Source organism: Streptomyces monomycini (assembly GCF_022271435.1).
Taxonomy (GTDB): Bacteria; Actinomycetota; Actinomycetes; order Streptomycetales; family Streptomycetaceae; genus Streptomyces; species Streptomyces monomycini.
Genome location: NZ_JAFIQY010000033.1, coordinates 71792 through 98346, shown reverse-complemented (window position 1 = coordinate 98346; position 26555 = coordinate 71792). Strand labels below are relative to the sequence as shown.

At 73.4% G+C, this 26555-nt stretch carries 18 protein-coding genes and 2 pseudogenes; 8 read left to right on the top strand and 12 right to left on the bottom strand.

The annotated features are described in order from the left end of the window. Positions 1–126, top strand: a pseudogene (locus JXZ78_RS29500) (IS5/IS1182 family transposase); the annotation flags it as partial. 10 nt (positions 127–136) lie between these two features. Continuing rightward, positions 137–877, top strand: a complete 741-nt coding sequence (locus JXZ78_RS29495; RefSeq protein ID WP_030022397.1) for a pyridoxine/pyridoxamine 5'-phosphate oxidase — start codon at positions 137–139, stop codon at positions 875–877. An 18-nt stretch (positions 878–895) separates the two neighbouring features. Here the strand turns inward: JXZ78_RS29495 and JXZ78_RS29490 are convergent. The 3 genes and pseudogenes from JXZ78_RS29490 to JXZ78_RS29480 form a co-directional block, all read right to left on the bottom strand. After that, positions 896–1395: pseudogene (locus JXZ78_RS29490) on the bottom strand (GNAT family N-acetyltransferase). 53 nt (positions 1396–1448) lie between these two features. Next, positions 1449–2042: an META domain-containing protein gene (locus JXZ78_RS40870; protein ID WP_157851669.1), complete on the bottom strand. Its 594-nt coding sequence runs from the start codon at positions 2040–2042 to the stop codon at positions 1449–1451. Positions 2043–2522: 480 nt separating this feature from the next. After that, positions 2523–2993 carry a Zn-ribbon domain-containing OB-fold protein gene (locus JXZ78_RS29480; RefSeq protein ID WP_050502768.1) on the bottom strand — a complete coding sequence of 157 codons (471 nt, stop codon included), beginning with the start codon at positions 2991–2993 and terminating at the stop codon, positions 2523–2525. A gap of 164 nt (positions 2994–3157) precedes the next feature. On the opposite strand from JXZ78_RS29480, the gene JXZ78_RS29475 reads away from it, so the two are divergent. From JXZ78_RS29475 to JXZ78_RS29460, 4 genes are all read left to right on the top strand, one after another. After that, the gene (locus JXZ78_RS29475; RefSeq protein ID WP_238783458.1) at positions 3158–4519 is read left to right on the top strand and encodes a flavin-containing monooxygenase; all 1362 of its coding nucleotides are present in this window, start codon (positions 3158–3160) and stop codon (positions 4517–4519) included. 70 nt (positions 4520–4589) lie between these two features. After that, complete coding sequence (locus JXZ78_RS29470) at positions 4590–6860, top strand: acetate--CoA ligase family protein (protein ID WP_030022403.1); 2271 nt, start codon at positions 4590–4592, stop codon at positions 6858–6860. 94 nt (positions 6861–6954) lie between these two features. Continuing rightward, complete coding sequence (locus JXZ78_RS29465; protein ID WP_050502769.1) at positions 6955–7851, top strand: enoyl-CoA hydratase/isomerase family protein; 897 nt, start codon at positions 6955–6957, stop codon at positions 7849–7851. Between the two features lie 68 nt (positions 7852–7919). Next, the gene (locus JXZ78_RS29460) at positions 7920–8624 is read left to right on the top strand and encodes a flavin reductase family protein (protein WP_030022406.1); all 705 of its coding nucleotides are present in this window, start codon (positions 7920–7922) and stop codon (positions 8622–8624) included. Between the two features lie 205 nt (positions 8625–8829). On the opposite strand, the gene JXZ78_RS29455 is transcribed toward JXZ78_RS29460, so the two are convergent. The 3 genes from JXZ78_RS29455 to JXZ78_RS29445 form a co-directional block, all read right to left on the bottom strand. Continuing rightward, on the bottom strand, positions 8830–9897 hold the full coding sequence (locus tag JXZ78_RS29455; RefSeq protein ID WP_030022407.1) for an alcohol dehydrogenase catalytic domain-containing protein: 1068 nt from the start codon (positions 9895–9897) through the stop codon (positions 8830–8832). Further along, positions 9897–11072: an acyl-CoA dehydrogenase family protein gene (locus JXZ78_RS29450; RefSeq protein ID WP_030022408.1), complete on the bottom strand. Its 1176-nt coding sequence runs from the start codon at positions 11070–11072 to the stop codon at positions 9897–9899. The genes JXZ78_RS29455 and JXZ78_RS29450 overlap by 1 nt, the downstream gene beginning before the upstream one ends. Before the next feature lie 315 nt (positions 11073–11387). After that, entirely contained in the window at positions 11388–12299 is a 912-nt protein-coding gene (locus tag JXZ78_RS29445) for an SDR family oxidoreductase (protein WP_030022409.1), read from the bottom strand. Positions 12300–12490: 191 nt separating this feature from the next. Here JXZ78_RS29445 and JXZ78_RS29440 point away from each other — a divergent pair, with 191 nt between their 5' ends. Further along, positions 12491–13432, top strand: a complete 942-nt coding sequence (locus JXZ78_RS29440) for a cyclase family protein (RefSeq protein ID WP_030022410.1) — start codon at positions 12491–12493, stop codon at positions 13430–13432. A gap of 314 nt (positions 13433–13746) precedes the next feature. On the opposite strand, the gene JXZ78_RS29435 is transcribed toward JXZ78_RS29440, so the two are convergent. The 6 genes from JXZ78_RS29435 to JXZ78_RS29410 form a co-directional block, all read right to left on the bottom strand. Continuing rightward, positions 13747–14220 (bottom strand): ATP-binding protein, encoded by a 474-nt coding sequence (locus tag JXZ78_RS29435; RefSeq protein ID WP_030022411.1) that lies wholly within the window; start codon positions 14218–14220, stop codon positions 13747–13749. 414 nt (positions 14221–14634) lie between these two features. Beyond that, positions 14635–15759: an acyl-CoA dehydrogenase family protein gene (locus JXZ78_RS29430; protein ID WP_238783457.1), complete on the bottom strand. Its 1125-nt coding sequence runs from the start codon at positions 15757–15759 to the stop codon at positions 14635–14637. A gap of 9 nt (positions 15760–15768) precedes the next feature. Next, complete coding sequence (locus tag JXZ78_RS29425) at positions 15769–16905, bottom strand: acyl-CoA dehydrogenase family protein (protein WP_030022412.1); 1137 nt, start codon at positions 16903–16905, stop codon at positions 15769–15771. A 194-nt stretch (positions 16906–17099) separates the two neighbouring features. After that, a complete protein-coding gene (locus JXZ78_RS29420; protein ID WP_238783456.1) occupies positions 17100–20057 on the bottom strand; it encodes a serine/threonine kinase C-terminal domain-containing protein in 2958 nt (985 codons plus the stop codon). A 280-nt stretch (positions 20058–20337) separates the two neighbouring features. Continuing rightward, positions 20338–22557, bottom strand: coding sequence for a serine/threonine-protein kinase (locus JXZ78_RS29415; protein WP_238783455.1), 2220 nt, complete (start codon positions 22555–22557; stop codon positions 20338–20340). 746 nt (positions 22558–23303) lie between these two features. After that, complete coding sequence (locus JXZ78_RS29410) at positions 23304–25010, bottom strand: glycerol-3-phosphate dehydrogenase/oxidase (protein ID WP_030022415.1); 1707 nt, start codon at positions 25008–25010, stop codon at positions 23304–23306. Between the two features lie 210 nt (positions 25011–25220). Here JXZ78_RS29410 and JXZ78_RS29405 point away from each other — a divergent pair, with 210 nt between their 5' ends. Continuing rightward, positions 25221–26513: a nucleotide sugar dehydrogenase gene (locus tag JXZ78_RS29405; protein WP_030022416.1), complete on the top strand. Its 1293-nt coding sequence runs from the start codon at positions 25221–25223 to the stop codon at positions 26511–26513. Positions 26514–26555 lie beyond the last annotated feature (42 nt).

The following is a 26555-nucleotide window of genomic DNA, read 5'->3' as shown; positions in this document are numbered from 1 at the left end:
CAGTTCCGCGCGATCGCGACCCGGTTCGACAAGCTCGGCGACCGCTACCGTGCCGGAGTTGTCCTGGCTTCCTTGATCCTCTGGCTCCGCGAGTCCACGGGTGATCATTTGTCAGACAGGTCCTAGGCTGCCGACCATGGTCGAACACCCGGCAGAGAACGCGCCCCGGCACACGGGGACGAGTACGGGAGCGGGCGCGGACAACGGCCCGGACGCCGACGAACGCTTCCACGCGCTCCTCCGCTCCCTCCGCGTCTGGGACTGCGAGCTGCCCGCCGTCGACCCAGACCCGGCGCACGCCCCGGCCGACCCGCTGCCGTTCTTCCGGCAGTGGCTGCGGGAGGCCGCGGAGGCGGGCGTGCCCGAGCCGCACACCATGACGCTGGCGACGGCGGACGCGTCCGGCGACCCGAACGTCCGCACCCTGATGCTGCACGACGCCGACGAGCGCGGCTGGCACTTCGCCACCCACCGCGGCAGCCGCAAGGGCCGCGAACTGGCCACCCGTCCGCGTGCCGCCCTCGGCTTCTACTGGGCGGGCCTCGGCCGCCAGGTCCGCGTACGGGGCCGGGTCACCGAGGCGGGCCCGGAGGAGAGCGCGGCCGACCTCCACCGCCGCTCGACGGGCGCCCTGGCCGCCGCGTTGGTGGGCCGCCAGAGTGAAGTCCTCGCCTCGTACGCGGACCTCGAACGCGCCTCGGAGGCCGCCTGGGACCGGGCCCGGCAGGAACCGGACGCACCCGTACCGAGCTGGACGCTGTACGTCCTGCGCCCGGACGAGGTGGAGTTCTTCCAGGGCGACGCCCGCCGACGGCACGTACGCATCAACTACCGCCGCGAGGGCGCCATCTGGGCCCGCGAACTCCTCTGGCCGTAGGCCCGGCCCGGCCGGTGGTCAGAACCGCTGGTACATGATGTGCAGGCCGACGTAGCCCTTGGTGGGGTGCAGGAAGCCCTCGGGGGGGTCGCCACGATGTCGAAGCCGAGGGACTGCCAGAGGGCAACGGCGCGGGTGTTGGTCTCGACCACCGCGTTGAACTGCATGGCACGGAAGCCCGTCGCGCGGGCCCACTCGACGGCGTACTCGCCGAGCGCGCGGCCCACACCGCGGCCGCCGTGGGCCGGATCGACCATGAAGGAGGCGCTGGCGATGTGCGCGGCGCCGCCCATGTGGTTGGCGTTCATCTTGGCCGTGCCGAGGACCGTACCGTCGTCGTCCACGGCGACGACCGTGCGGCTCGGCGGGGCGAGCATCCACATCGTACGGCCGGTCGCCTCGTCCATGTCGCGGGCGAAGGTGTACGTTTCGCCGGCCGCGACGATGCCGCGGAAAAACGGCCAGACGGCAGGCCAGTCGGCCGCGTTCGCTTCTCGAATCAGCACGCGCGCCAGCATGCCGGGGACGGACGCGGCGGGCCAGCGATTTCCCGGGCCGGGCGGGCGAGCGGCTACGGGCGGGGCGTGCCGCTGAGGTAAAGGGTGGTGATGTAGGGGTCGTCACCCCGACGTATCGTCATGCCGTCGCGATCCGCCACGTACTGGTAGGTCTGCGCCTTCAGGAGCGCGAGCGCCTGCTGTTCGTCGTCCCGTTTCCTTTCGGAACAGGTGTGGTCCGTGGTGAGCCGTGGGTCGTGGAAGAAGACGTGCGTGCCGGCGAAGTCGGACTTGGCGGTGAAGTCGTTGCACCCGAGCTTGCCGGTGACGGTGCCGTCCGGCTGGAAGTCGAAATACAGCTCGGTGCTGGAGTCGAAACGGTACGGGGAGTCGTACATCTGCGCTCGGACCGGCCGGTACCGGGTGCCGAAGAACTCCTCGTGGCTGTTGGGCACCAGAGTGACCGTCTCGCCGCGGTCATTCTTCAGTTCCAGGGAATTCCGCGGGCTTCGGGGCTTCCCGGATGTCTCCGGCTTCCCGGGCCGCCGACTCTCCGGCTCCTCGGGCTCCGGGTCGGCGTCTGCGGGTTTTTCGGTGATCGTCAGCGGGCCCTGGAGGAAGGCCTTGAGTCCTTCCTCGTAGGCCACCACCTCCTCGAAGTCGGTCACCTCGGGGCCGCACCGGGCACTCTTCCGCGGTCCCGGCCATTCCGGAGGCTCGCCTGCCTTCCCTCCCAGAGTCAGCTCGGCCGCCCCCAGCCGCGCTTTCACCCGGAACGCCTCGCATCCGTAGGCACCCGACGCAGTCCCGTCATCATGCACTTCGATCCACGGGCGCCCGACGGACGTCCCGAAGAACTCGTACGGCACCTGCTTGCCCTTGAAGTCCTGCACTGCCCAGACCCCTCGCGACAACAGCCCGCCCGCACCGCCCGGCCCCTTCCGCGCGTCCGGGGTGGCCGAGGCGTACGCCGAGGAACCACGCCCCGGCCCGGCACTCCCGGCGGTCGATGTCGCGCCGCACGCCGAAACCGCGACGAGGGCCACCACACCGGCACCGGCCGACACCAGAGTGCGTCTTCGGAACGTACGCGTCACCATGACCGTAGAACGCGCGTCCCACAGCAGCAGTTCCCAGCCGCGTGGGGTTCAGGCGGGGCGAAATACGGGGACGGCAATTCCTGAAGCGTCCGCGGTACGGAAGCACACCCGTAACGCCATGCCGATGCGCAGGTCCGCCTCCGGGCAGTCGACGACCTCCGTCATCATCCGCGGTCCCTCGGCCAGGTCCACCACCGCGGCCACGTACGGGACGCGCTCGCCGAACGGCGGGAGGTCGTTCCGGTGCACGACTGACCACGTGTAGAGCGTGGCCCGGCCGCTCGCCTCCTCCCACTCCACCTCTTCGCTCCAGCAACGCGGGCAGAACTCGCGCGGGTAGTGGTGCACCGCCCCACAGCCGTCGGCGCGACAGCGGCGCAGCAACAGTCGGCCCTGGGCCGCCGCGTCCCAGTAGACACGGCTGAACGCGTCGATGCCGGGCAGGTCGAACCTGGGCACGGCGGGCGGCGCCGCCACCGCTTCCCCGGACCCGGACGTGGATGCCGCCTTCGGTCTCATTCCGGACCACCCGCTTCAGCTCGACGCACGGCGCACGGTGGCCACCGCCACTACGCCTGACGGCACGTCAGTTCACTTGACGTTGGCCTGGATGCGCAAGGGGGCCGGCACGGGCAGTGCCGCGTACGGCGACATGCGCGCCGTACGCGGTTACCCTCACCGGCATGCCGGACGACGCAGCGCACGCCAGCTCCTCCGCATCCCGTTCCCCCGCGTCCCGTTCCCCCGCGTCCCGATCCCCCGCGGGCAGCGCACCCGCGGACGGCGCCACCGCGCCCGGGACGGCGGCCGCCTCAGTCGTCCCGCCCGCCGCCGTCCCGCCCGTGTACGTCGTCGGGGGCGGGCCGGGCGGGCTCGCCACGGCCGCCGCGCTCGGCGCCTACGGCATCCGTGCCGTCGTCCTCGAAAAGGCCGACGCGGTGGGCGCTTCCTGGCGGGGCCATTACGACCGTCTGCGACTGCACACCACGCGCCGCCTCTCCGGCCTGCCGGGTCTGCCCATCCCGCGCGCCTACGGGCGGTGGGTCGCGCGCGACGACGTGGTGCGCTACCTGGAGCAGTACGCCGCGCACCACGACCTCGAAGTCGCCACGGGCGTCGAAGTACGGCGCGTGGACCGGGGCGCGGACGGCGGGTGGGTGCTCCACGCGAACGGCGGGCGCGAGCCGGCCGCCCGTACGGTCGTGATCGCCACCGGCTACAACCACACCCCGCACCTCCCCGACTGGCCCGGCCGCGACACCTACCCGGGCGAACTCCTGCACGCCGGCGACTACCGCAACGCCGCGCCGTACGCGGGCAAGGACGTCCTGGTCGTCGGCACCGGCAACACCGGAGCCGAGATCGCCGTCGACCTGGCGGAAGGCGGCGCGGCCCGGGTACGGCTGGCGGTCCGCACCGCCCCGCACATCGTGCGCCGCTCGACGGCGGGCTGGCCCGCCCAGGCGACGGGCATCCTCGTACGGCGTCTGCCTCCGCGCGCGGTGGACCGAGCGGCCCGGGTGATGCGCCGCCTGTCCGTACCGGACCTGTCGGCACACGGCCTGCCGATGCCGGACACCGGGCTGTACAGCCGGGTCCTGGAAGGGGCGATCCCCGTCCAGGACGTGGGGCTGATCGACGCCGTACAGCGCGGAGCGGTACGGCCGGTGGCGGCCGTGGCATCCTTCGACGGCGGCGTCGTACGGCTCACGGACGGCGACGCGATCGAACCGGAGGCCGTCATCGCCGCCACCGGTTACCGGCGCGGCCTGGACGGCCTCGTCGGCCATCTCGGCCTCCTCGACACCCGCGGCCGCCCGCGCGTCCACGGCCCCCGCACCCTCCCCTCCTGCCCGGACCTCTACTTCACCGGCTACACCAACCCGATCAGCGGCATGTTCCGCGAGCTGTCCCACGACGCCCGCCGCATCGCCCACGCCATCGCCGAGGCCCACGCCCGCCAGGCCTCGGCCCCCACGCCCACGTCGGCGCCCACACCCACACTCGATCCCGATCCCGATCCCGTACGACCCATTCCTGACTGAGCGTCAGGTGCCCTAACCTGACGAGGCGTCAGTTGGATCGGCACTCGTCACACGGGAGCGGGCGTCAGCGATGCTTGGATCGACTCACGGCAGTCTCACCACTCACTCCAGCCCCGCCCGCGTAGTGGCCTGCGGGGCCACCCCACCGCACACCGTGCACGGCACGGCCGCACCGCCCACGGGCGGACCGCGCACCGACGGCACGCCCGCCGGCACCACGGGGCCCGACCTGGACGTCAGCGGGCGCCCGCTGTACGCCCCCGTCCCCGACCTGGACCGGTTCTTCCGGCCCGGGGCGGTCGCGGTGGTCGGCGCCTCCGACAGCGAGGGCCGCCCGAACACCGGCATCACCCGCCAGCTCATCGCGTGGGCCGAACGTGTCGGTGCCCGCCTCTACCCGGTCAACCCGGGCCGCCGCAGCGTCTTCGGCCTGCCCTGTCTCACCTCCGTCTCCGACCTGCCCGAGCAGGCCGATCTCGCCGTACTGCTGGTCGCGGACCCCGTACCCGTCATCGAGGAACTGGCCGACGCCAAGGTCAGGTTCGCGGTCGCCTTCGCCTCCGGCTTCGCCGAGACCGGGGCGGCCGGTGCCGCCGCCCAGGACCGGCTCGCCGAGGCCGTGGCCCGTACCGGCATCCGGCTGCTCGGCCCGAACACCAACCTCAACGCCTTCGCGTCGTTCCGCGAGGACCTGGACGGCCCCGCCATCGCCCTGATCACCCAGTCAGGCCACCAGGGCCGCCCCGTCTTCTCCCTCCAGGAGCTGGGCATCCGCCTCTCGCACTGGGCCCCGACCGGCAACGAGGCCGATCTGGAGACCGCCGACTTCCTCTCCTACTTCGCCTCCCGTCCCGAGGTCGGCGCCGTCGCCGCGTACATCGAAGGGTTCAAGGACGGCCGGAGCTTCCTGCTCGCCGCCGACCGGGCGGCCCGCAACAAGGTCCCGGTCGTCGCCGTCAAGGTCGGCCGCACCGAGGCCGGGGCCCGTACGGCCGCCTCGCACACCGGCAAACTGACCGGTGCCGACGCGGTGGTGGACGCGGCCATGCGGCAGTTCGGAGTGATCCGGGTGGACGGACTGGACGAGTTGCAGGACACCGCGGCCCTGCTCGCCCGGGCCCGTACGCCGACGGCCGACGGCGTCGCCGTCTATTCGATATCCGGGGGCACCGGCGCCCACTTCGCGGACCTGGCGACGGCCGCCGGGCTCCGGCTGCCCGCACTGGACCGCGCCAAGCAGGACGAGCTGCACCAGTGGATCCCGGACTACCTGAGCGTCGCCAACCCGGTGGACAGCGGCGGGCACCCGGTCGGTGACCGGCGCGGCCGCAAGATCATTGACGCGCTGCTCGCCGACCCGTCCATCGGCGTACTGATCTGTCCGATCACCGGCCCGTTCCCGCCGATGAGCGACAAGCTGGCGCAGGATCTCGTGGACGCGGCGGAGGCGACGGACAAGCTGGTGTGCGTCGTCTGGGGCTCGCCCGTCGGCACCGAGGACGCCTACCGGCACACCCTCCTCGGCTCCCAGCGCGTGGCGACCTTCCGCACCTTCGCGAACTGCGTCACGGCCGTACGCGCCCATCTCGCCCACCACCGCTTCACCGCCGGCTACCGCTCCCCCTTCGACGAAGCGCCGCGCACGCCGTCGCCCTCCGCGCGCAAGGCGCAGGACCTGCTGCGCCCGGGCCAGCAGCTCAGCGAACACGCGGCGAAGCAGCTCCTGCGCGCCTACGGGATCAGGGTGCCGCGCGAGCAGCTCGTCACCAGCGCGGCGGCGGCCGTGCGCGCCGCGAGCCTGGTCGGCTACCCCGTCGTCATGAAGGCGTCCGCGCCGCAGCTCGCGCACAAGACGGAGCTCGGGCTCGTCAAGACCGGGCTGACCTCCGCCAGCCAGGTCAGGGACGCCTATCGGGAGCTGGCCGACATCGCCCGCTGCGAAGGCATCGAACTGGACGGAGTGCTCGTCTGCCAGATGGTCGAGCGGGGCGTGGAGATGGTCGTGGGCGTCACCCCGGACCGCCTCTTCGGGCCGACCGTGACGGTCGGACTGGGCGGGGTGCTCGTCGAGGTCCTGCGGGACACGGCCGTCGGCGTGCCGCCCTTCGGCGAGGACCGGGCCCGCGCGATGCTCGGCGAACTGCGCGGCCACGCCCTGCTGGAGGGCGTACGGGGAGGGCGGCCGGCCGACGTGGACGCGCTCGTCGAGGTCGTCCTGCGCGTCCAGCGGATGGCACTGGACCTGAGCGGCGAACTCGCCGAACTGGACATCAACCCGCTGATGGTGCTGCCGCGCGGCCAGGGCGCCGTCGCACTCGACGCGCTCGCCGTCTGCCACTGACCGCGTGAGCGGACCGGCGGCCCGCACGGCCGCCCGGGCGCTCGCCCTCCCGCGGGCTCTCCCCGTCGACCACAGAACTCGGAGCCGCCTCACCATGGCCCCCACCCCCGATTCCCCCGCTTCCGTCTCCGCTGATTCCTTGATACTCCACACCACTGACAACGGCGTGCTGCAGATCACCCTCAACCGCCCGGCCGCCCTCAATGCCATCACCCCTGACCTGCGCGAACGCCTCATCGAGCAACTTTCCGAGGCGTCCGCCGACCCGGACGTGCGCGCTGTCGTCGTCACCGGAACGGGCAAAGGTTTCTGCGCGGGGGCCGACCTCCGCGGCGGGCCGGGCGGCGGAAGGCCAGGCGGTAGCGGGCCGGGTGGCGGAGGGCCGGGTGGCGGAGGGCCAGGCAGCGGCGCGCAGCCGCCCGAGCGGGTCGCGGGCGACGTGGCCCGTCTGATCCGGCGCGGCGCCCAGCGCCTCGTCTCCGCCGTACTCGACTGCGAGAAACCCGTCCTCGCCGCCGTCAACGGCACCGCCGCCGGGCTCGGCGCGCACCTCGCCTTCGCCTGCGACCTGGTGGTGGCGGCCGAGTCCGCCACGTTCATCGAGGTGTTCGCGCGCCGCGGCCTCGTACCGGACGGCGGCGGCGCGTACCTGCTGCCGCGGCTCGTCGGGCCGCAGCGCGCGAAGGAGCTGCTGTTCTTCGGCGACGCCGTCACGGCGGCCGACGCCGAACGCATGGGGCTGGTCAACCGGGTGGTGCCGGACGCGGGCCTGAAGAAGGCCGCGCAGGACTGGGCGGAACGGCTCGCCGCCGGCCCGACCCGGGCCCTCGCCCTCACGAAGCAGCTGGTCAACGCCTCGATGGACGGCGACCGCGGCACGGCGTTCGCGGCCGAGGCAGCGGCCCAGGAGATCAACATGACGACGGCGGACGCGCGGGAGGGGGTGACGGCCTTCGTGGAGCGCCGTCGGCCCACGTATCGGGGGCGATGATGGGGTGGGGGCGGTGAGGAAGGCCCGCCGCCCTTCCTAACTGACGGCCCGTCAGGTTCAATGGAGCCATGATGGGACACGCCGGTATGGCAGCCATCGCGGTGCGCTATCTGCGGTCGGTGGGCGCGCCGACCTCATCCGGGGCGCCGACCTCGGCCGGGGCCCCGGCCCCGGGCCCGACCCCGGACCGCGCCACCACCACACCGCCGCGCCCTGCCCTCAGGGCCGTACGGGAGGACGAGCGCGCGCCACTGGACCCGACGGCGTTCCGCGACGTCCTCGGTCACTTCGCCAGCGGCGTCACGGTCATCACCGCCCCCGCTCCCGCGCCCGCCCCCGCGCCCTGCGCGGCCGGCGCCCCGCCCGACGCCCCCGCGGGCTTCGCCTGTCAGTCCTTCGCGTCGCTCTCCCTCGACCCGCCGCTGGTCACGTTCATGGTGGCCCGTACGTCCACGACCTGGCCCCGGATCGCCCGCGCGGGCGTCTTCTGCGTCAACATCCTGGGCGCGGACCAGGAGGGCCTGTGCCGCGCCTTCGCGGTCAGCGGCGCCGACAAGTTCGCGGGCGTCACCCACACGCCCGCGCCCGTCACCGGCTCACCGCGCCTGGCGGGCGTCCCGGCCTGGATCGACTGCACGATCCAGGCCGTGCACACCGGCGGCGACCACCTCATCGTCGTGGGCCGGGTCGCCGCCCTCGGCACGGACCCGGGAGCCGCCGGAGCCGGCCCACTCCTGTTCCACCGGGGCGCTTTCGGCCGCTTCAGCGCGTAGGACGGGCCCGCCCTGCCGGAAGCCGGAGGGACCGGAGGGAAGCGGGCGGAGGGCGTCCGTACTGGCGGGCGGCACGCCGGCCCCCCAGTACGGTGCCCCGCCTCCCCGTACGCCGACCCGCCAGCCCGCCCCCTCAGAACGTCGTCTCGTCACCCCTTCACCCCGTCATCCCGCCCTCCAGCCCTCCCGCCCTCCAGCCCTCCCGTCAGAACGTCAGCACTCCCCGCGCCACCCGCCCCCTCCGCAGGTCCGCCACCGCCGCGTCGAAGTCCTTGATCGCGTAAGTCCTGGTCACCAGCTCGTCCAGGAGGAGGCGGCCCTCCTCGTAGAACCTCGCGTACCGCGCGATGTCGCGCTGCGGGCGGGACGAGCCGTAGCGGCAGCCCAGGATGGACTTGTCCAGGTACATCGACGAGACCAGGAACGACGCCTCGGCGGCGGCCGGGGGCACGCCCAGCAGTACCGCCTGACCGTGCCGGCCGAGGAGGTCCACGGCCTGCCGGATCAGCTCCGTACGGCCCACGCACTCGAAGGCGTGGTCGGCGCCGTAGGGCAGGACGCCGCGTACGGCCTCGACGGTGTCCGGCACCGCCGACGCGTCCACGAAGTGCGTCGCACCGAAGAGCCGCGCCACCGCCTCCTTGGCCGGGTCGAGGTCCACGGCGACGCGCACCGAGGCGCCGGCCAGCCGGGCGCCCTGGAGCACGTTCAGCCCGACACCGCCCGTGCCGATCACCACCACCGTGTCGCCCTGCTCCACCCGCGCACGGTTCAGGACGGCGCCGACCCCGGTCAGCACACCGCACCCGATCAGCGCCGCCGACGTCAGCGGTATCGCACGGGGAATCCGCACCGCCTGCACGGCCCGCACGACCGTACGCTCGGCGAAGGCCGAGTTGGACGCGAAGCTGTAGACCTCCCGGCCGCCGTGCCGGAACGGCTTCCCGGGCACCCCGATCGAGGCGCGGCACATCGTCGGCCGGCCACGGTCGCACTCCGCGCACGTCCCGCAGTTGGCCAGCGTGGACAGCGCGACATGATCTCCTGCCACTACATGTGTGACCCCGTCCCCCACCTCCTCGACGACACCCGCACCCTCGTGCCCCAGCACCACCGGCACCGGATAAGGAATCGTCCCATCGACCACTGACACATCGCTGTGGCACAGCCCCGCCGCCCGGACACCGACCAGCACCTCGCCGGGCCCTGGCTCCCGTACCTCCAGGTCGTCCACGACCCGCGGCCGGTCCCCCTCGAACATGACGCCTCGCATCACCGCTCCCGCCCTCCGCCGAGGCCGAGCACCCGCCCGGCAACGATCGTGCGCTGGATCTCGTCCGAACCGCCGTAGACCGTGTCGGCCCGGCTGAAGAGGAACCGCCGCTGCACCGCGTCGAGTTCGTACGCGGCATCCGCCGTCCACGGCTGCGGACCGCACACCGCGCCCGCTCCCCGTACCTGCATGGCCAACTCCCCCATCCGCTGGTGCCAGCCGGACCACAGCAGCTTCGCCACACTGGGCGCGCCCGCGTCCCCGGCCGCCGGCCCGAGCGTGCGCAGCGCGTTCCACCGCATCACCCGCAGCTCGGCCCACTGACGTACGAGCCGGCCCCGCAGTACGGGATCGTCCACCGCCCCCGTACGCACCGCCTCGCGAACGACGTCACGCAACTCTGCTGTGAATGCGACCTGTTGGGCGAGCGTGGAGACGCCGCGCTCCAGCGCCAGCAGCCCCATGGCCACCCGCCACCCGGCGCCGGGGCCGCCCACCACATGCCCGGCGCGCGCCACCGCCCCGTCGAAGAACACCTCGTTGAACTCGGACGTCCCCGTCATCTGCCGGATCGGCCGTACCTCGACGCGCCCCGGCTGGTCCATCGGCACCAGCAGGAAGGACAGCCCCCGGTGCCGCCGCTCCCCCGGATCGGTCCTGGCCAGCACGAAGCACCAGTCGGCCTCCCGCGCGAGCGAGGTCCAGATCTTCTGCCCGCTGATCCGGTACGTGCCCCCGTCCCGCTCGGCCACCGTACGGACCGCCGCGAGGTCCGAGCCCGCGCCGGGCTCGCTGTACCCCTGGCACCACAGTTCCTCGCCCCGCGCGACGGGCGGCAGGAAACGTTTCCGCTGCGCGTCGTCCCCGTAAGCGATCAGCGTCGGCGCCAGCAGTTGCTCCCCGATGTGCCCCACCCGCTCCGGCGCACGCGCCGCGGCGTACTCCTCGGCCCACACCACCTGCTGCGTCAGCGAGGCCCCCCGGTTCCCGAACGAACCGTAAGCACGGTCCCACCCGATCCCGACCCACCCACAACGCCCCAACTCCCGCTCCCAGGCCCGCCGTACGCGAAATGACTCACGCCCGGACAGCCACCCCTCGCGCAGATGCTCAGCCAGCCAGCAACGCACCTCCCCCCGAAACACCCTGTCTTCGACCCCGACCGAAAAATCCACCACAAGCCTCCCACCGAGATCAGCCCCCACCCACCCCTCCACCCACCCCCCAACGGAAGGGGGCGGGCCGGAGCGGCCTGCCGCGCAGTCCCGCCCCCGAACCTTGACAGCCCCGCGCAGCGACCACGGCCCGCCGCAGGCGCAACGGCGCCGCACCCGAAGGCGAACCGCCACCGCCAGTACGCGAAACCGCGCCCAACGGGCGCAGCCCAGCGGCCACAGCCCGCCGCGGGCGCGAACAACGCCGCACCCGAAGGCGAACCGCCACCGGCGAACCGGAAACCCGCGCCCAACGGGCGCCGCGCACCCGGTGCCCTACACGTTGGGACGCCGCCCCCCGGCCGCGTCAGCGGCCATCGCCTCCACCCGGGACAGCAACGGCATCGGATCGACCCCCACCGTCCCCGGAAGAAACTCCGCGATCTTCTCCGGCGTCCACCCACCCTCCGCGTACCCGGAGCGCAGCTCCCTCGGCTGGGCCCACACCGCGATCTTCGGGCCGGCCACCGTGTAGACCTGCCCGGTGATGCGTTCCTGCTGGGCGCGGTCGCTGAGCAGGTAGACGACGAGCGCCGCGACGTCCTCGGGCTCGCCGATCTCCGTCAGCTCCGTCGGTACGCCGGCGGACATCCGCGTACGGGCGACGGGGGCGACCGCGTTGGCGGTCACGCCGTACCGGCTGAGGCCGAGCGCGGCGCTGCGCACCAGCGAGATGACGCCGCCCTTGGCCGCGGCGTAGTTGGCCTGCGAGACGCTGCCCTGGTGGTTGCCGCTGGTGAAGCCGACGAGGGTGCCGGACCGCTGCCGGCGCATGACCGCCGAGGCCGCCCGGAACACGGTGAACGTGCCCTTCAGGTGGGTGGCGACGACCGGGTCCCACTCCTCCTCGGTCATGTTGAAGAGCATCCGTTCGCGCAGGATGCCGGCCACGCACACCACACCGTCCACGCGCCCGTAGCGGGTGAGCGCCGTGTCGACGAGGTGCTGGCCGCCCGCCATCGTGGACACGTCGTCCGCGACGGCGACCGCCTCGCCGCCCGCCTGCTCGATCTCCTTGACCACCGCCTCGGCGACCTCGTTGCTCGGTCCGGCGCCGTCGACCGCCACCCCGTAGTCGTTGACGACCACCTTGGCGCCCTGTGCGGCGCAGGCCAGGGCCACCGCGCGCCCGATGCCGCGGCCCGCACCGGTGACGGCGATCACCTTGTCCGTCAAGAAGTTCCCCATGCCGAGCCCCTTCCCGCAGTTTCTGACGGCCCGTTAGATTTTTGAGCAGAGCCGCACCGAGCACAAGACCCGGCACAGCCCGACGCGCACCCCGGCGCAGCCCGACACCCCGCGAAGCCCCTGAAACCCCCCGCCCCCCGAAGCCCCGAATCATCGAAGTCCCGAAGTCCCGAAGCCACCGAGGAGCCCCCATGCCACTCCCCGCCGAGTTCCACGCCCTGGCCAAACGCGTGAACAACTGGGGCCGCTGGGGCGCGGACGACGAGATCGGCACGCTGAACCTGCTCACGCCCGACGTCGTACGGGAGGCCGCCGCCACCGTCCGCTCCGGCCGCCGCATCGCCCTCGCGCTGCCGCTGCGGCAGGACGGCGTGCAGACCGGCCTGATCCCCGGCCGGGTCAACCCCCTGCACACCATGACCGCGATCAACCAGGAACTCTTCGGCCCGGGGACGGTCGCCACCTCCGACGACGCCGTCACCATGGGCCTCCAGGCGGCCACCCACTGGGACGGCCTGACCCATGTCTCGCACTCCGGCCGGCTCTACAACGACCGCCCCGCCGGCTCCGTCACCGCGCACGGCGGCGCCACCGTCCTCGGCATCGAGAAAGCGCCCCCGATCGTTTCGCGCGGCGTCCTGCTCGACGTGGCCCGCGCCCGCCGCGGGGATTCCGACGGGCCCGGGAGGCTGCCTGCCGGGCACGCGGTGACCCCGGAGGACCTCGACGCGGCGGAGGAGCTGGCCGGGACACGGGTACGGTCCGGCGACATCGTGCTGGTCCGCACCGGGCAGATCCAGCACTACCTGGCGGGCGACCGGGACGCGTACGCCTTCCCGTCCCCCGGGCTGTCGATCCGTACGCCCGAGTGGTTCCACGCCCGCGACGTCGCGGCCGTCGCCGACGACACCCTCACCTTCGAGATCTTCCCGCCGGAGATCGACAACCTCTGGATGCCCGTGCACGCGCTGCACCTGGTGGAGATGGGCATGATCCAGGGCCAGAACTGGAATCTGGAGGAGCTGGCCGGGGCCTGCGCGGAGGAGAACCGTTACGCGTTCTTCCTCACCGCGATGGCCGAGCCGTTCGTGGGCGGCACCGGCACACCGGTGGCGCCGGTCGCGGTCCTCTGAGGCGGGTCACACGGGCCGGGACCACCCACGCGGGGAGGGCAAGGCCGTACGAAGCGGAAGGACGGCCGCAGGAAGCGGGCGAGCGGCCTTACGGGCGGCCGCGACGCCCCGGCCGGGTGGCGGTACGCCCGTGCGCACCCCGAGCGTGGCACCGCGGACCACCACCCGGCTACGGGACACGATCCGCACTCGCCGAGGCCGCGGCCTCCCGGCCCTCGTACCTCGACGTCCCCTCGCGGCGCATCGCTCCACCCCAGCGTGATCACGTGCACACGGCACGTCAACTACCGGTCCGTACTTTCCTCCGGTCAGCGTCAGGCGCGGTGCGGGACGGCACAGTGCGGGTCGTACGTGCCCAGGTCCGAGCCCGCCGGCATCAGCATCGACTGCCCGCGGTCCACCTCGCACCAGATGCTCTTCCCGGCCCCCTCCGGCCGCCAGCCCCAGCGGTCCGCCAGGCCGTCGACCAGCTCCAGACCGCGGCCGTTCGTGTCGTCACCGTCGGCACGCCGGGGGCGCGGCGCGCGGGTACTGCGGTCCGCGACCTCGACCCGTACGGTGCCCACCACGGCGCCCGAGCCCGAGAAGCACATCCGCAGCTCGGCGGGGTTCCCGGTATGCACGACGGCATTGGTGACCAACTCGGAGATCAGCAGGATCAGCGTCTCCGCCAGCGGCTCGTCGTCCCCTATGCCCGAGCCGGCCAGCCGCGACCTGGCCCACCTCCGGGCCCGCCCCACCTCCGCGGGGTCAGGCCGGACTTCCAACTGCACCTGAAGCACCTGCACCGCTCACACCATCCGAACCGGCGGACACATCGCCTCGCGCCTCCTCGGGGTCACACTCCGTGACCCCGGTGATGCACAGCATGGTTGACGTTCAGTCACCCCAACAAGCGCTTCGGGCATATTCCAGCGCAAGGGAGTATGCGTAGTGCATACTGTGCGACGCGCATTGCCGGGAGTCGAACAAGAGGGCTTCACACCCCTCCTTCGGGGGCGGGTGGAGCGCGTTCGGCATCCCGGGTCGGTCACTACGACCCCACGGGAACAGTTGCGCCTCAGAACCACTCGCACCCAAGGGAGCGTACCCGAGCGGGGCGCCGACTCCCCCCTGTGACGAGTTACGCCTAGGACACAACCCGATTCCGACCCTCCGTGACCGCTTGTGTGTACGGAGTCCGACATTCCGCACACAACCCGCTAGACACCGACATCGTCGGCCAGCAGCGCCTCGGCGAGTGCTTCCTCCGCCTTTCCACCGCTTTGCCACTGTTCGACTCGGCACCACGCCCGTTTGAGATGGAGATGCACGTCGGCCTCCCAGGTGAAGCCCGTACCGCCGTGCACCTGGAGACAGTCCCGGGCGTTGCGGACGGCGGCCTCGTCGGCGAGCACCTTGGCGCCGACTACGGGGAGTGACCGTTCAGTGAGCGAAGCCGCATATACGGCACTTCGCGCTATTTCCACTCTTATCAGCATCTCGGCGCACAGGTGTTTCACCGCCTGGAACGATCCGATCCGCACGCCGAACTGCTCTCGGCTCCGGGCGTGTTGCACGGCCATCTCGACCGTACGGGCAGCGCTGCCCAGCTGGAGCGCCGCGGTCAGCAGAGCGGCCTCACGGCGCAGCCGGGGTACGTCCAGAGAGCGCGGCGCGCTGCGCGGGTAGGACGTCACGCGCGCGAGCGGCGTGAGGGGGTCGATCGAGCGGACGGGTTCCAGGACGGGCCAGTCGGGGGCGTTCCAGAAGGCTCTGCCGCGGGCGCCCGACGCCGGGCCACTCTCCACCAGGCCGTCCGCCTCCGAACCGGCGGCCTCCGATCCGTCCGCCCCTCCCAGATCGCCGCGCTCGCCGGGATCGCAGGGAGCCCGGGGAGCCCGGGGAGCCCGGGGAGTGCAGGGAGTGCAGGGATCACCAGGATCACCGCCCTCCAGCAAGATCAACTCATCGCAGTCCCCAGGGTGTTCCCACAGACACTCCCCACCCCGCCCCGCATCGCACAGCCCCGCCACCCGCTCCCCCGTCGCCACCCCCGGCACCACCCCCGCCAGCAGCTGTCCCGCCACCAGCGGGCCCGGCAGCAGCGCCCGCCCGGCCTCCTCGAAGACCAGCACCGCGTCCGGCAGGCCGAGCCCCACCCCGCCGTCCGCCTCCGGCAGCCGCAGCGCGAAGAACCCGGCCGCGCCCAGCTCGCGCCAGAGCGCGCGGTCGAGCGCGGGGGCCTCCACCGCCTCCCGCAGCCGGTCCCTCCCGAAGCGCCGCGTCAGCAGTTCGCGGGTTCCCGCCTGCAAGGCCTGTTGATCAGCGGTGGGTCGGAGGTCCACGGCGCCCGTTCACCGTCCCTTCGGCAGGCCGAGGATGCGCTCGGCGATGATGTCGCGCTGGATCTGCGAGGTACCGGCGGCGATCGTGTACGAGAGGGACGACAGCCGGTCCGCCGTCCACTGCTGGTCCGCGTCCAGCGCGCCGCACGGCCCCAGCACCTCGGCGGCCGCGTCGTACAGCTCCTGGCGGACCTGCGAGTAGCGCAGCTTGAAGACCGAGCCGCCCGCGTCCGGCACCCCGCCCGCGTCCCGGGCCGCGCCGACGTTGCGCTGGATGAGCCGCCACAGGGCCGTGAACTCGGCGTTCAGCCGGCCCAGCCGGCGCCGCAGCACCGGGTCGTCCCAGCGCCCGTTCGCCCGTGCCGCGCGGGCCAGCCCGCCGAGCGTGCGGCGGCAGGCGACGACCTCGCCGACGAAGGCGGTGCCCCGCTCGAAGGAGAGCGTGACCATGGTGACGCGCCAGCCGTCGTGCTCGGCACCGACCCGGTTGGCCACCGGCACCCGCACCTCGTCGAGGAAGACCTCCGCGAACTCGGCCGGACCGACCAGCGTACGCAGCGGCCGTACGGTGATCCCGGGCGCGTCCATCGGCATCGCCAGCCAGGAGATCCCCCGGTGTCGGTGCGCCTCCGGATCCGTACGCACCAGCAACTCGCACCAGTCCGCGATCTCCGCGTGCGAGGTCCAGACCTTCTGCCCGGTGACCACGTAGTCGTCGCCGTCGCGCACCGCGCGGGTGCGCAGGGCGGCGAGGTCGGAGCCTGCCTCCGGCTCGCTGAAGCCCTGGCACCAGACCTCGTCGCCGCGCACGACCGGCGGCAGCCAGCGGGCGCGCTGCTCGTCCGTGCCCTCGGCGGCGATGGTCGGCCCGGCGTGCAGCAGCCCGACGAAGTTGGCGCCCACGTAGGGCGCACCGGCGCGCTCCGTCTCCTCCAGGAAGATCAGCCGCCGGGTGGGCGAGGCGTCCCAGTGCACGGCGCCGTACCCGGCGTCGTACAGCCGCCGCTGCCAGCCGAGGTCGTAGGCGCGCCGGCCCGGCCAGTCCAGCGGGTCGGGCCGGGCGGGCAGGTCCGGGAGTGTCTTGGCGAGCCACTCCCGCAGGCGGGCCCGGAACTCCTCCTCCTCGGGCGCGTACGTCAGGTCCATCAGGCGAGGCCGAGGCCGAGGTCGGGCGTGCGGATCGCGTTGCCGCGCATCGACTTGTACACGGTCTCCTCCTGGTCCCCCGCACGCGGTTCTTCCGACCGGTGCCCGACGGGCGCGTGTGCGCCGCTTCCTGACGGGGCGTCAGTTACGAGGCTAGCCGCGCGCCCCGGAGCCGACAAGGCGCGGACCGACGGCTAGTTGGGGCGGTAGGAGCCCGTCGCCTGGTCGTAGAGGCGGTCGACCTCGCGGCGTTCGTTGTCCGGGCCGATGACCTGGACGACGTGGTAGCGGCCCTTGTGGATCATCGCGAGGTTGCGTACGTAGACCTGGCGGCCGCTGCTGTCCTGCCAGGTGAAGGTGCCCTCGGCCATCGCGGCCCGGCCGACGTCGATGCGGCGCAGGCCGGAGGAGCCGGACCAGCTGGACTCGCGGTACGGGGCCAGTTCCGCCTCCTTGTCCTGCTGGTAGGCCATCGGATCGGTGCCGTAGCGGGACGTGGTGTCGCGGCCGGGCACGATCAGCAGCTCGAAGTCGTTACCCAGGTAACGGATCTGGCCGCGCTCGTTCTCCCCGCGGCGCTGCCAGCCCTGGTGGACGGCGACCTGGAAGCCTTTCGGGTCCTTGCGCACCGCGAAGCCTTCGGCGAGGTCGGCGGGTTCGGTCGTCTGCGGCTGCTGTTTGCGTGAGCCCTGGTCGCCGGACCGGCTGCCGGAGCTGTCGTCAGGTGTCGAGCTCTGCGTGCCCACGGCGCCCTTGCGTTCACGGACGCTGTCCGCGCCGCCCTCCCCCGGGCCGGCCTTCGGCATGAACAGCACCGCGACCAGGATCGTGCCCACGACCAGGAGGATCACCAGCCCGACGAGAAGCAGCCCGAGGCGGCGCGGGCTGCGTCCGCCCGGGGACGAGGCGCCCTCGTTCCGCCGGGGCTGCTTGGCGGGGCGGGGCTGCTTGGCCGGGCGGGGCTGCTTGGGGGTGCGGGACGGGCCGGACCGGTGCGAGTGCTGGGTCGCGGCCGCTGCGTGCTGGGTCGCGGCCGCTGCGTGCGGGGGCGGGGGTGGGGCGGAGTGGTGGAGGGACTGGTGGACGGGCGGCTGGTACTGAGGGGGTGACTGGGGCTGGGACTGGGACGGGGACGGGAATGAGGGGTGGGGCTGAGGCTGGGACTGAGGTGTCGGTGGCGTGAGGAGCTGCGGCTGCTGCTCGGCGGGCGCTTCGGAGAGGCCGGGCTGGGCGTGCTGGGTGGTCTCCCGGAAGGCCGCGGCCGGACGCTTGCCCTTCGGCTGCCGCGGCGGCTTGGCCGGGCGCGGGGGCCGGGACTGGCGCGCCTTCTTGTGCCGTCCCTTGCGGACGAGTTCGCCCCGGCGCCGGAGGATCGGGAGCCGCCGCGAGTCGGCCGGCCCTTCCAGCGACGGTACGGTCACGACCCGGCTGCCCACCTCGGGCTCCGGCGCGGTACGGATCAGCGACCGCAGCCAGCCGCGCAGCTCCTCGAAGTCCGGGCGGTCGGCCGGGTCCTGCCGCATCAGCGACTCGACGACCGGCCGCAGCGCGCCGCACTCCTCGGCGTACGACGGCGGTTCCGAGCACACCAGCTGCACCAGCTCGGCGGCGCTGTCCTCGGGGTAGGCGGAGTGCCCCTGCACGATCCGGAACAGCAGTGCGCCGACCGCCCACAGGTCGGTGGCGGGGCCGATCGGCGGCGCGAGCTGCCAGTTGGCGTGGACCGGTCCCGCCTGTTCCGGGGCCCAGCGCTCGGTGACCGCGCCGACGACGTTGATCCGTATCTGCCGGGCCCGCTCGGCGGCCAGGGCCGCGCCCGGGCGCCCGTAGGCAGCGGGCTGGTCCGGACGCTCCGCATACTCCGCCGGGTGCTCCGACTGCTCCGGACGCTCCGACCGCTCCGACCGCTCCGACCGCTCCGGATCATTCGATTCCGCACCCTCCTTGGACAAGGAGGGGCCCGCCTCCGGCGCCGGGCGCTGCACCGGCAGCGGGTGCGGCACCTGGATACCTCCGGGCCGCGGCCCCGGCCCCACCCCCGGTCCGGGCAGGCTGCCGCCGTACGTGACACTGCCCGGCCGCTCCGGCGCGACCGGTGACGCCGGTGTGACCGGTGACGCCGGTGTGACCGGTGACGCCGGTACAGCCGATGGCGTCGGTGACGTCGGCGCGGTGATGTGATCCCGGTACGGGCTGAAGTGCGGGTCGGCGGGGTGTGCGGGATCGGTGGCCGCCATCGCGTTCTCGCCGGTGGCCGTACGGGCGGCCGCCGCCCGGGTGCCCGCCTGGTAGGCGGCTATCGCCCCGGCCCGGGCCCGGCGCGGGTCCGCTTCGGGTGCGGCGTCCGGCTCCCCGCCACCGTCCCCGGCCGTCGCTCCGGGGCCGGCCGGCTCCGCCGCCATCTCATCCGACGCGGCGGCCTGCCCCGGCACCGCCGCACGCTCCCCCGCGTCGGCACCTTCCCCCTCCTCCGGCACCGGGTCGTACCCGCACAGCGCTTCCTCCGCCGCGCCCGCTGCCAGGCCGGTCAGGATGGCCCGCCCGTCGTCGCACACCAGGACCGTGCGGACGGTGATGTTGCGGTGGGTCCAGCCGTGCGCGTGCAGGGCGCGGAGGGCGGTGAGGATGTCGGCGGCGACCTCCGCCGCCCGGTGCGGGGTGAGGGTGCGTTCGGCGAGGAGCGCGGCGAGCGGGCGGGCGGCGACGCGTTCACTGACGATCCACAGACTGCCGTCCTGGGCGAAGACGTCGAAGACCTGGTCGAGTTGCGGGTGGTCGGGCAGCCGGGCCGCGGCGGTCGCGGCCTCCAGGGCGCGCCGTACGGCGGGGTCCCGCGGCGTCCGGTCGGCGCCGGACAGCCGGTGTCCGGGACCGTGCCCGTGCCCGTGCCCGTGCCCGGGCCCATGTCCGGTTCCGTGCCCATGTCCGGTTCCGTGCCCGTATCCGTACCCGCCCGGCGCGGGACGTCCGCCCGCACGGCCGGTGTCCAGGAGCTCCGCGTCCACGACTTCGGGCAGCGGCACCTGGCGTACGAGGACCTCCTGCCCGCTGTACGTGTCGAAGGCGCGGGTCTCGGCGAACTCGTACTCGTCCGCCGGCGGCACCGGCAGGCGGTAGCGCTCGGCGAGCACTCTTCCCGCGTACTCGTCCACGACGCCTCCCCAGCGCGCGATTCACGCCGCCTGCCCGGCTTTGCCCGGGAACTCCCGGTTCCACTGGTTACCCCCAGTGGTCAAAACCGGTCGCATTCCCTCCGATTGCGGCTGCGTACGGTCTTCGGGGTCTCACGATACGTGCCGGGAGCGTGGGTTGAGGAGCGCTCCGGCCAACAGTTCCCCCAGGACTTCGCTCGCGCCCTGCGCCCGTCACCCCGCACACCGCGTCGGCCTGCGCACCTCTGGATACGCGGGTCGGCACGCGGGAAGCGGTGGGTCAGTCCTTCACCTGGAAGGTCGCGAACACGGTGTCCCTCAGCTGACGGCACTCCGCCGCGTCCCAGGCGTCCGCCTTGCAGGTGACCATGATGGCGTAGCCGTGCTGGTCGTCCGCCCGGAAACCGCGGTTGAGCACGCGGACGTCCTGGCCGCTCTGCTTGCGCGTGAACGACCAGTCGGCGACCGTCGGGTACCCCCGCCACTCGATCGGCTTGATGTCGATGCGCCGGTAGTCCTGGACGCTGCCGCGCACGGCGGGCTCCAGGCCGCGCCAGGCGGCCGCGGCGTCGCTGCCGGGCTTGGCGTTGTAGTCGATCTGGACGCGCGGGAAGCCGCCCGACGCGCTGTAGATCGCGCCGGAGTTCTGGCCGGCCGTGTCCGTCTGCTTCCAGCCGGACGGCAGCGCCACGGCGAAGTGGAATCCGGGGTGGCTCACCGTGCCGTAGCCCTGCGGCACCGCCTTGTCCTTGGCGTCGCCGCCCGGCTTGCCGCTCTGGCCGTTCCGACCGCTGTCCGGCGTGCCGTCCGTCGGCCGGCTGGGAGTGTCCCCGGCGGTCGCCGGGGCGGAGCCGGCCTGACCCGTGGCCGCCTTGTCGGCGCCCGCCGCCCGGCCGCCGTCCTTCTCGTCGCCCCCGCTGAGCGCGAAGGCCAGCACCGTGCCGAGCACGGCGAGCACCACGACCACGGCGGCGATGACGAGCGTACGGCGGGGTACGACGTCGGTGACGGACGCCCGCGGCGGGCCGGACGGGCGCGCGCCGTCGTCCGGCTTCGGCTCCGGCTTGGCGGCGGCGGCCGCGGCGGCCGCCGCCTTGCGCACCGCCTGGAGCGCGGTCCGTACCTTCTCCTTCGCGCCCTCCGACTCGAAGCCCGTCCGGCCGGCCGAGCCGACCGCCGTCGGCCAGTTCTTCGGCCCGTTCGTCGAGCCGGTCTGCGCCGACGACTGGCCGGTGGTGCTCCGCGTCGTCGAGGCGGTCGCCGCCTTGGCGCCGGAGCCCGTACCCGCGGCCGTCATGCCCGTACCCGTACCCGCGCCCGATCCGGTGCGCGAGCCCGGTCCGGTACGGGAACCGGAGCCCGTACGCGACCCGGCGTCCGTGAGCGGACCGGCGGCCGACGCCGTGCGGGCAGCCGCGCCCGCCCCCGCGCCCGTAGCCGGCGCGTCCGGCCGCGACGCACCGCGGCCCGCTTCCGGTGCGCGTCTCTCCGTGTCCTTGCCGCGCTGCTTGGGCTTCCACTGCGGGCGCGGCACCGACGGCTTCGACCGCGCCGTCTCCCGGCCGCGGTCCTTGGCCGGCGCGGCGGGCTCCTCGGGGACGACGGGCAGGGCCATCGCGCGGGTCGCGTCCGGAGCGGGCGGTTCCGGTCCGGTGCCCTCCGGCGCGCTGGCCGCGTCCAGCAGCAGCGCCCGCGCCGCCGGGGTGTCGAGCCGCCCCGCCGGGTCCTTGACCAGCAGGCCGTAGATGACTTCTTCCAGCACACCGGCGCTCTTCGGCGGCTCCAGCGGCTCGGTCATCACCGCGGTCAGGGTGGCGATCGCCGACCCCTTGTCGTACGGCGGCACGCCCTCGACACAGGCGTACAGCAGGCCGCCCAGCGACCACAGGTCCGCCGGCGGGCCCGGCTTCTGGCCGCGGGCCCGCTCGGGCGATATGTACGAGGGCGCGCCGACGAGCATGCCGGTGGAGGTCACCGAGGGGTCGCCCTCGACCTGGGCGATGCCGAAGTCGGTGAGCACGACCCGGCCGTCGTCGGACATCAGGACGTTGGAGGGCTTCACGTCACGGTGCAGGATGCCCTCGCGGTGGGCGGCGTTCAGCACGTCGAGGACGGCGAGGCCGACCTCGGCCGCCCGGCGCGGCGTCAGCGGGCCGTCGTCACGCACCACCTCGGCGAGCGAGCGGCCCTCGACCAGCTCCATGACAATCCACGGGCGGTCGTCCTCGTCGACCACGTCGAAGACCGTGACCGCGCCGTTGTTGCGGATCCGGGCGATCGCCTTGGCCTCCCGCAGCGTACGGGTGATCAGGCGGCGCTTCTCGTCCTCCTCGACCCCGCCAGGGAAGCGCAGTTCCTTGACCGCGACCGTACGGCCGAGCACCTCGTCCCGTGCGCGCCAGACCGTACCCATTCCGCCCCGGCCGAGGACTTCGGCGAGCCGGTACCGGCCGGCGAGCAGCCTGCCCTCCTTGCCGTCCATCTCGACCTCGTCGCCCACTGAATCCCCTCTGCAATCCAGCCGAGTTGGCATCTCGAACACTTGTCGATCACCAAACTGGCCCAACTCGGACAACCCACCCTGGCGGAGCCTTCATTCTCTCTCATCCGCGCCCGTGGGGAAGGCCAGGGTCCACGACTCGGCGCCTGTTGTGCACCCGCCATGATGGCCTGTACGGGCGCCGTCCCCGCTGACGAGGGCATCGTCGGCGCGGTGCCGGCAGGCCCCGGGACGGCGGACGGCGGCGGGAAACGCCGGGGAACAGCAGGAACGAGAACGGCACCACGACGCACCGCCCGCCCCTTCCACACCTCCGGCACCCCCGACACCACCGGCCTCATCTCCTCCAGCGTCTCCCGCGTCCCTTCCGTCACCCCGTCCGGTTCCGGTCCCCTTCCTTCCACGCCGGCACCACCCCCTCCGGTTCTCCCCGCGCCGCACGCGCCCCACCCGCCGCACCTTCCTTCGCCTGCTCACCCTCACCGTCACCGGCATCGCCACCGGGACGCCTGCCGGCCGACCTCGCTCGGGAGGTCACCGGGACGCCAAGCCGGCCACCCTCACTCGGGACGCCACCGGGTCCGTCTTCCGGACGTCTCGGGACGCCCTCGGGAGGCCACCGGGTCACCTGCCGGACGCCGTCGGACCGCCACCGGTACACCGCCACCGGTACCAGGACAGAGTTCTGCCGGGCGGCCCCCGACGTGTCGGGTCCGCCCGGCAGAGCGGGCTGAGGCCAGAGGCCCCTACAGCGGCACGATGTCCGGCGCCCCCAGCCGTGCCGCGTCGGCGGTCAGGTCGTCCGGCTGCCGCTGCGACTCGCGCTCCGCCTCCACCCGCTTCTCGTAGTGCTGCACCTCGCGGTCGACCTGGTCCGCGTCCCAGCCCAGGACCGGCGCCATCAGCTCCGCGCACTCGCGGGCGCTGCGGGTGCCCCGGTCGAAGGTCTCGATGGAGATGCGCGTACGCCGGGTGAGGACGTCGTCGAGGTGCCGGGCGCCCTCGTGGGTGCAGGCGTAGACGACCTCGGCGCGCAGGTAGTCGTCGGCGGCGGCGAGCGGCTCGCCGAGCCCGGGGTCGGCGAGGACGAGTTCGAAAACCTCGTCGGCCAGGGAGCCGTAACGGTTCAGCAGATGCTCGACGCGCACCACGTGCAGGCCGGTGCGCGCGGCCGTGCGGGCCCGCGCGTTCCACCGCGCCCTGTAGCCCTCCGCGCCGACGAGCGGCGTGTCCTCGGTGACGCACTCGGCCACCCGCTGGTCGAGCCCGTGCACCGCCTCGTCCACCGCGTCCTTGGCCATCACCCGGTACGTCGTGTACTTGCCGCCCGCGACCACCACGACCCCCGGCACCGGGTGCGCGACCGTGTGCTCGCGCGACAGCTTGCTGGTCGCGTCCGACTCACCGGCCAGCAGGGGGCGCAGGCCCGCGTAGACGCCCTCGACGTCGTCGCGGGTCAGCGGCGTGGCGAGCACCGAGTTCACGTGCTCCAGCAGATAGTCGATGTCGGCGCTGGACGCCGCCGGGTGCGCCTTGTCCAGGTCCCAGTCCGTGTCGGTCGTGCCGACGATCCAGTGCCGGCCCCACGGGATGACGAAGAGCACGCTCTTCTCCGTGCGCAGGATCAGCCCGGTCGTCGAGTGGATGCGGTCCTTGGGCACGACCAGGTGGATGCCCTTGGACGCGCGTACGTGGAACTGGCCGCGCTCGCCGATCAGGGCCTGGGTGTCGTCGGTCCACACGCCGGTCGCGTTCACCACCTGGCGCGCCCGCACCTCGTACTCGCCGCCCGCCTCCACGTCCTGCACCCGGGCGCCGACGACGCGTTCGCCCTCGCGCAGGAAGCCGACCACCCTGGCCCGGTTGGCGGCGTCCGCCCCGTACGCGGTCGCGGTGCGGACGAGGTTCATCACGAAGCGGGCGTCGTCCATCTGGGCGTCGTAGTACTGCAACGCGCCGACCAGGGCGTCCTTCTTCAGGCAGGGCGCGACGCGCAGGGCGCGCTTGTGCGAGAGGTGCCGGTGGACGGGCAGGCCGCGGCCGTGCCCGGAGGAGACCGACATGCCGTCGTACAGGGCGACACCGGAGCCCGCGTACCAGCGCTCCCAGCCCTTGTGGGTGAGCGGGTAGAGGAACGGCACGGGCTTGACCAGGTGCGGCGCGAGCCGTTCCAGCAGCAGCCCGCGCTCCTTCAGCGCTTCCCGCACGAGCGCGAAGTCCAGCATCTCCAGATACCGCAGTCCGCCGTGGATGAGCTTGCTCGACCGGCTCGACGTGCCCGAGGCCCAGTCGCGGGCCTCGACCAGTCCGGTGTCCAGGCCGCGGGTCGCCGCGTCCAGTGCCGTGCCGGCGCCGACGACTCCGCCGCCGACCACCAAAATGTCCAGCTCCCGTTCCGCCATCCGTGCGAGCGCTTCGGCACGCTGGGCCGGTCCGAGTGTCGCTGTCCTCACCGCTGCCTCCCGCTGTGGTCGGGGCCACACTCCCCGTCCGTCGATTTTGGCCGCGCCACCGGCCCGTATCCACCCTCCGGCGGGCCGGGCAACACCCCGCCGCCCCCGATCCGCCAATCCCCATTCTGGGCCAAATGTCCGCTTAGTCTACTTATGCTCTTATGCTTCACCGCCTCATCCGGAACCGCTCGGGAAGGACGGCAGCCAGCCATGCCCGCAGACCTCGCCGTCATCGGACTAGGCCATATCGGTCTCCCCCTCGCCCAGGCCGCCACCCTCGCCGGCGTCCGCACCATCGGCTACGACCCCGGACCGCCGCCGGCGACGGCCGCCCCGGACCCGCCCTCGGCCGCGCCCCCGGAAGGGCGCGCGGCCCACACCGCACACAGTCCGCTCTCCGCGTCCGAGACCCGCCGGCTGCTCGCGGCCGGCTTCCGCGTCACCGACGACCCCACCGTGCTCGGCCGGGTCCGTACGGCAGTCATCTGCGCCCCCACCCCACTCGGCGCGGACGGCGCCCTCGACCTGACCGCGGTCGCCGACGCCGCACGCGTACTGGCGGCGCGGCTGCGCCCGCACACCACGGTCGTCCTGGAGTCCACCGTCTACCCGGGCACCACCGAGGAATTCCTGCGCCCCCTCCTGGAAGAGGGCTCCGGTCTGACCGCAGGACGCGACTTCCACCTCGCCTGCTCCCCCGCCCGCCACGACCCCGGCAACCGCGCGCACCGCTACAGCACCGTCCCGAAGGTCATCGGCGGCCTGACCCCCGCCTGCACGGAGGCCGCGGCGGCGTTCTACGCCCGGCTCACCGACAAGGTCGTCCGCGCGCGCGGCCCGCGCGAGGCGGAGACGGCCAAGTTGCTGGAGACCAACTACCGGCATCTGAACATCGCGCTCATGAACGAGATGGCAGTGCTCTGCCACGACATCGGCGTCGACCTGTGGGACGTCATCCGCTGCGCCGAGACCAAGCCGTTCGGGTTCCAGGCGTTCCGCCCCGGCCCGGGGGTCGGCGGGCACACCGCCCCCATCGACCCCAACTACTACTCCTACAAGGGGCGTTCACTCGGCTACCCGCTGCGCCTGGTCGAGCTGGCGCAGGAGGTCAACAGCCGGATGCCGCGCTACGTCGTACAGCGCAGCGCGACCCTGCTCAACGAGCACGGCAAGTCCGCGCGTGGCGCCCGCGTCCTGCTGCTCGGCGTCACGTACAAGCCGGACACCGGCGACGAGGAAGGCTCCCCGGCCCGCGAAGTCGCCTCCCGGCTCATGGAGTTGGGCGCGCACATCACGTACCACGATCCGTACGTCCATCAGTGGCAGGTCCGCGACCGGCCCGTCCCGCGCGCCGACGCCCTCTACGAGGCGGCCGCCGGGGCCGACCTGACGCTGCTGCTCCAGCACCACCGCACATACGACCTCCAGGGTCTGGCGGTGAAGGCCCAGCTCCTCCTGGACACCCGGGGGGCGACACCGACGGGGGCCGCGCACCGGCTCTGACCTGCGGCGCGCAGTCCGCCCAGCGGCCGGCGGGGGACAAAT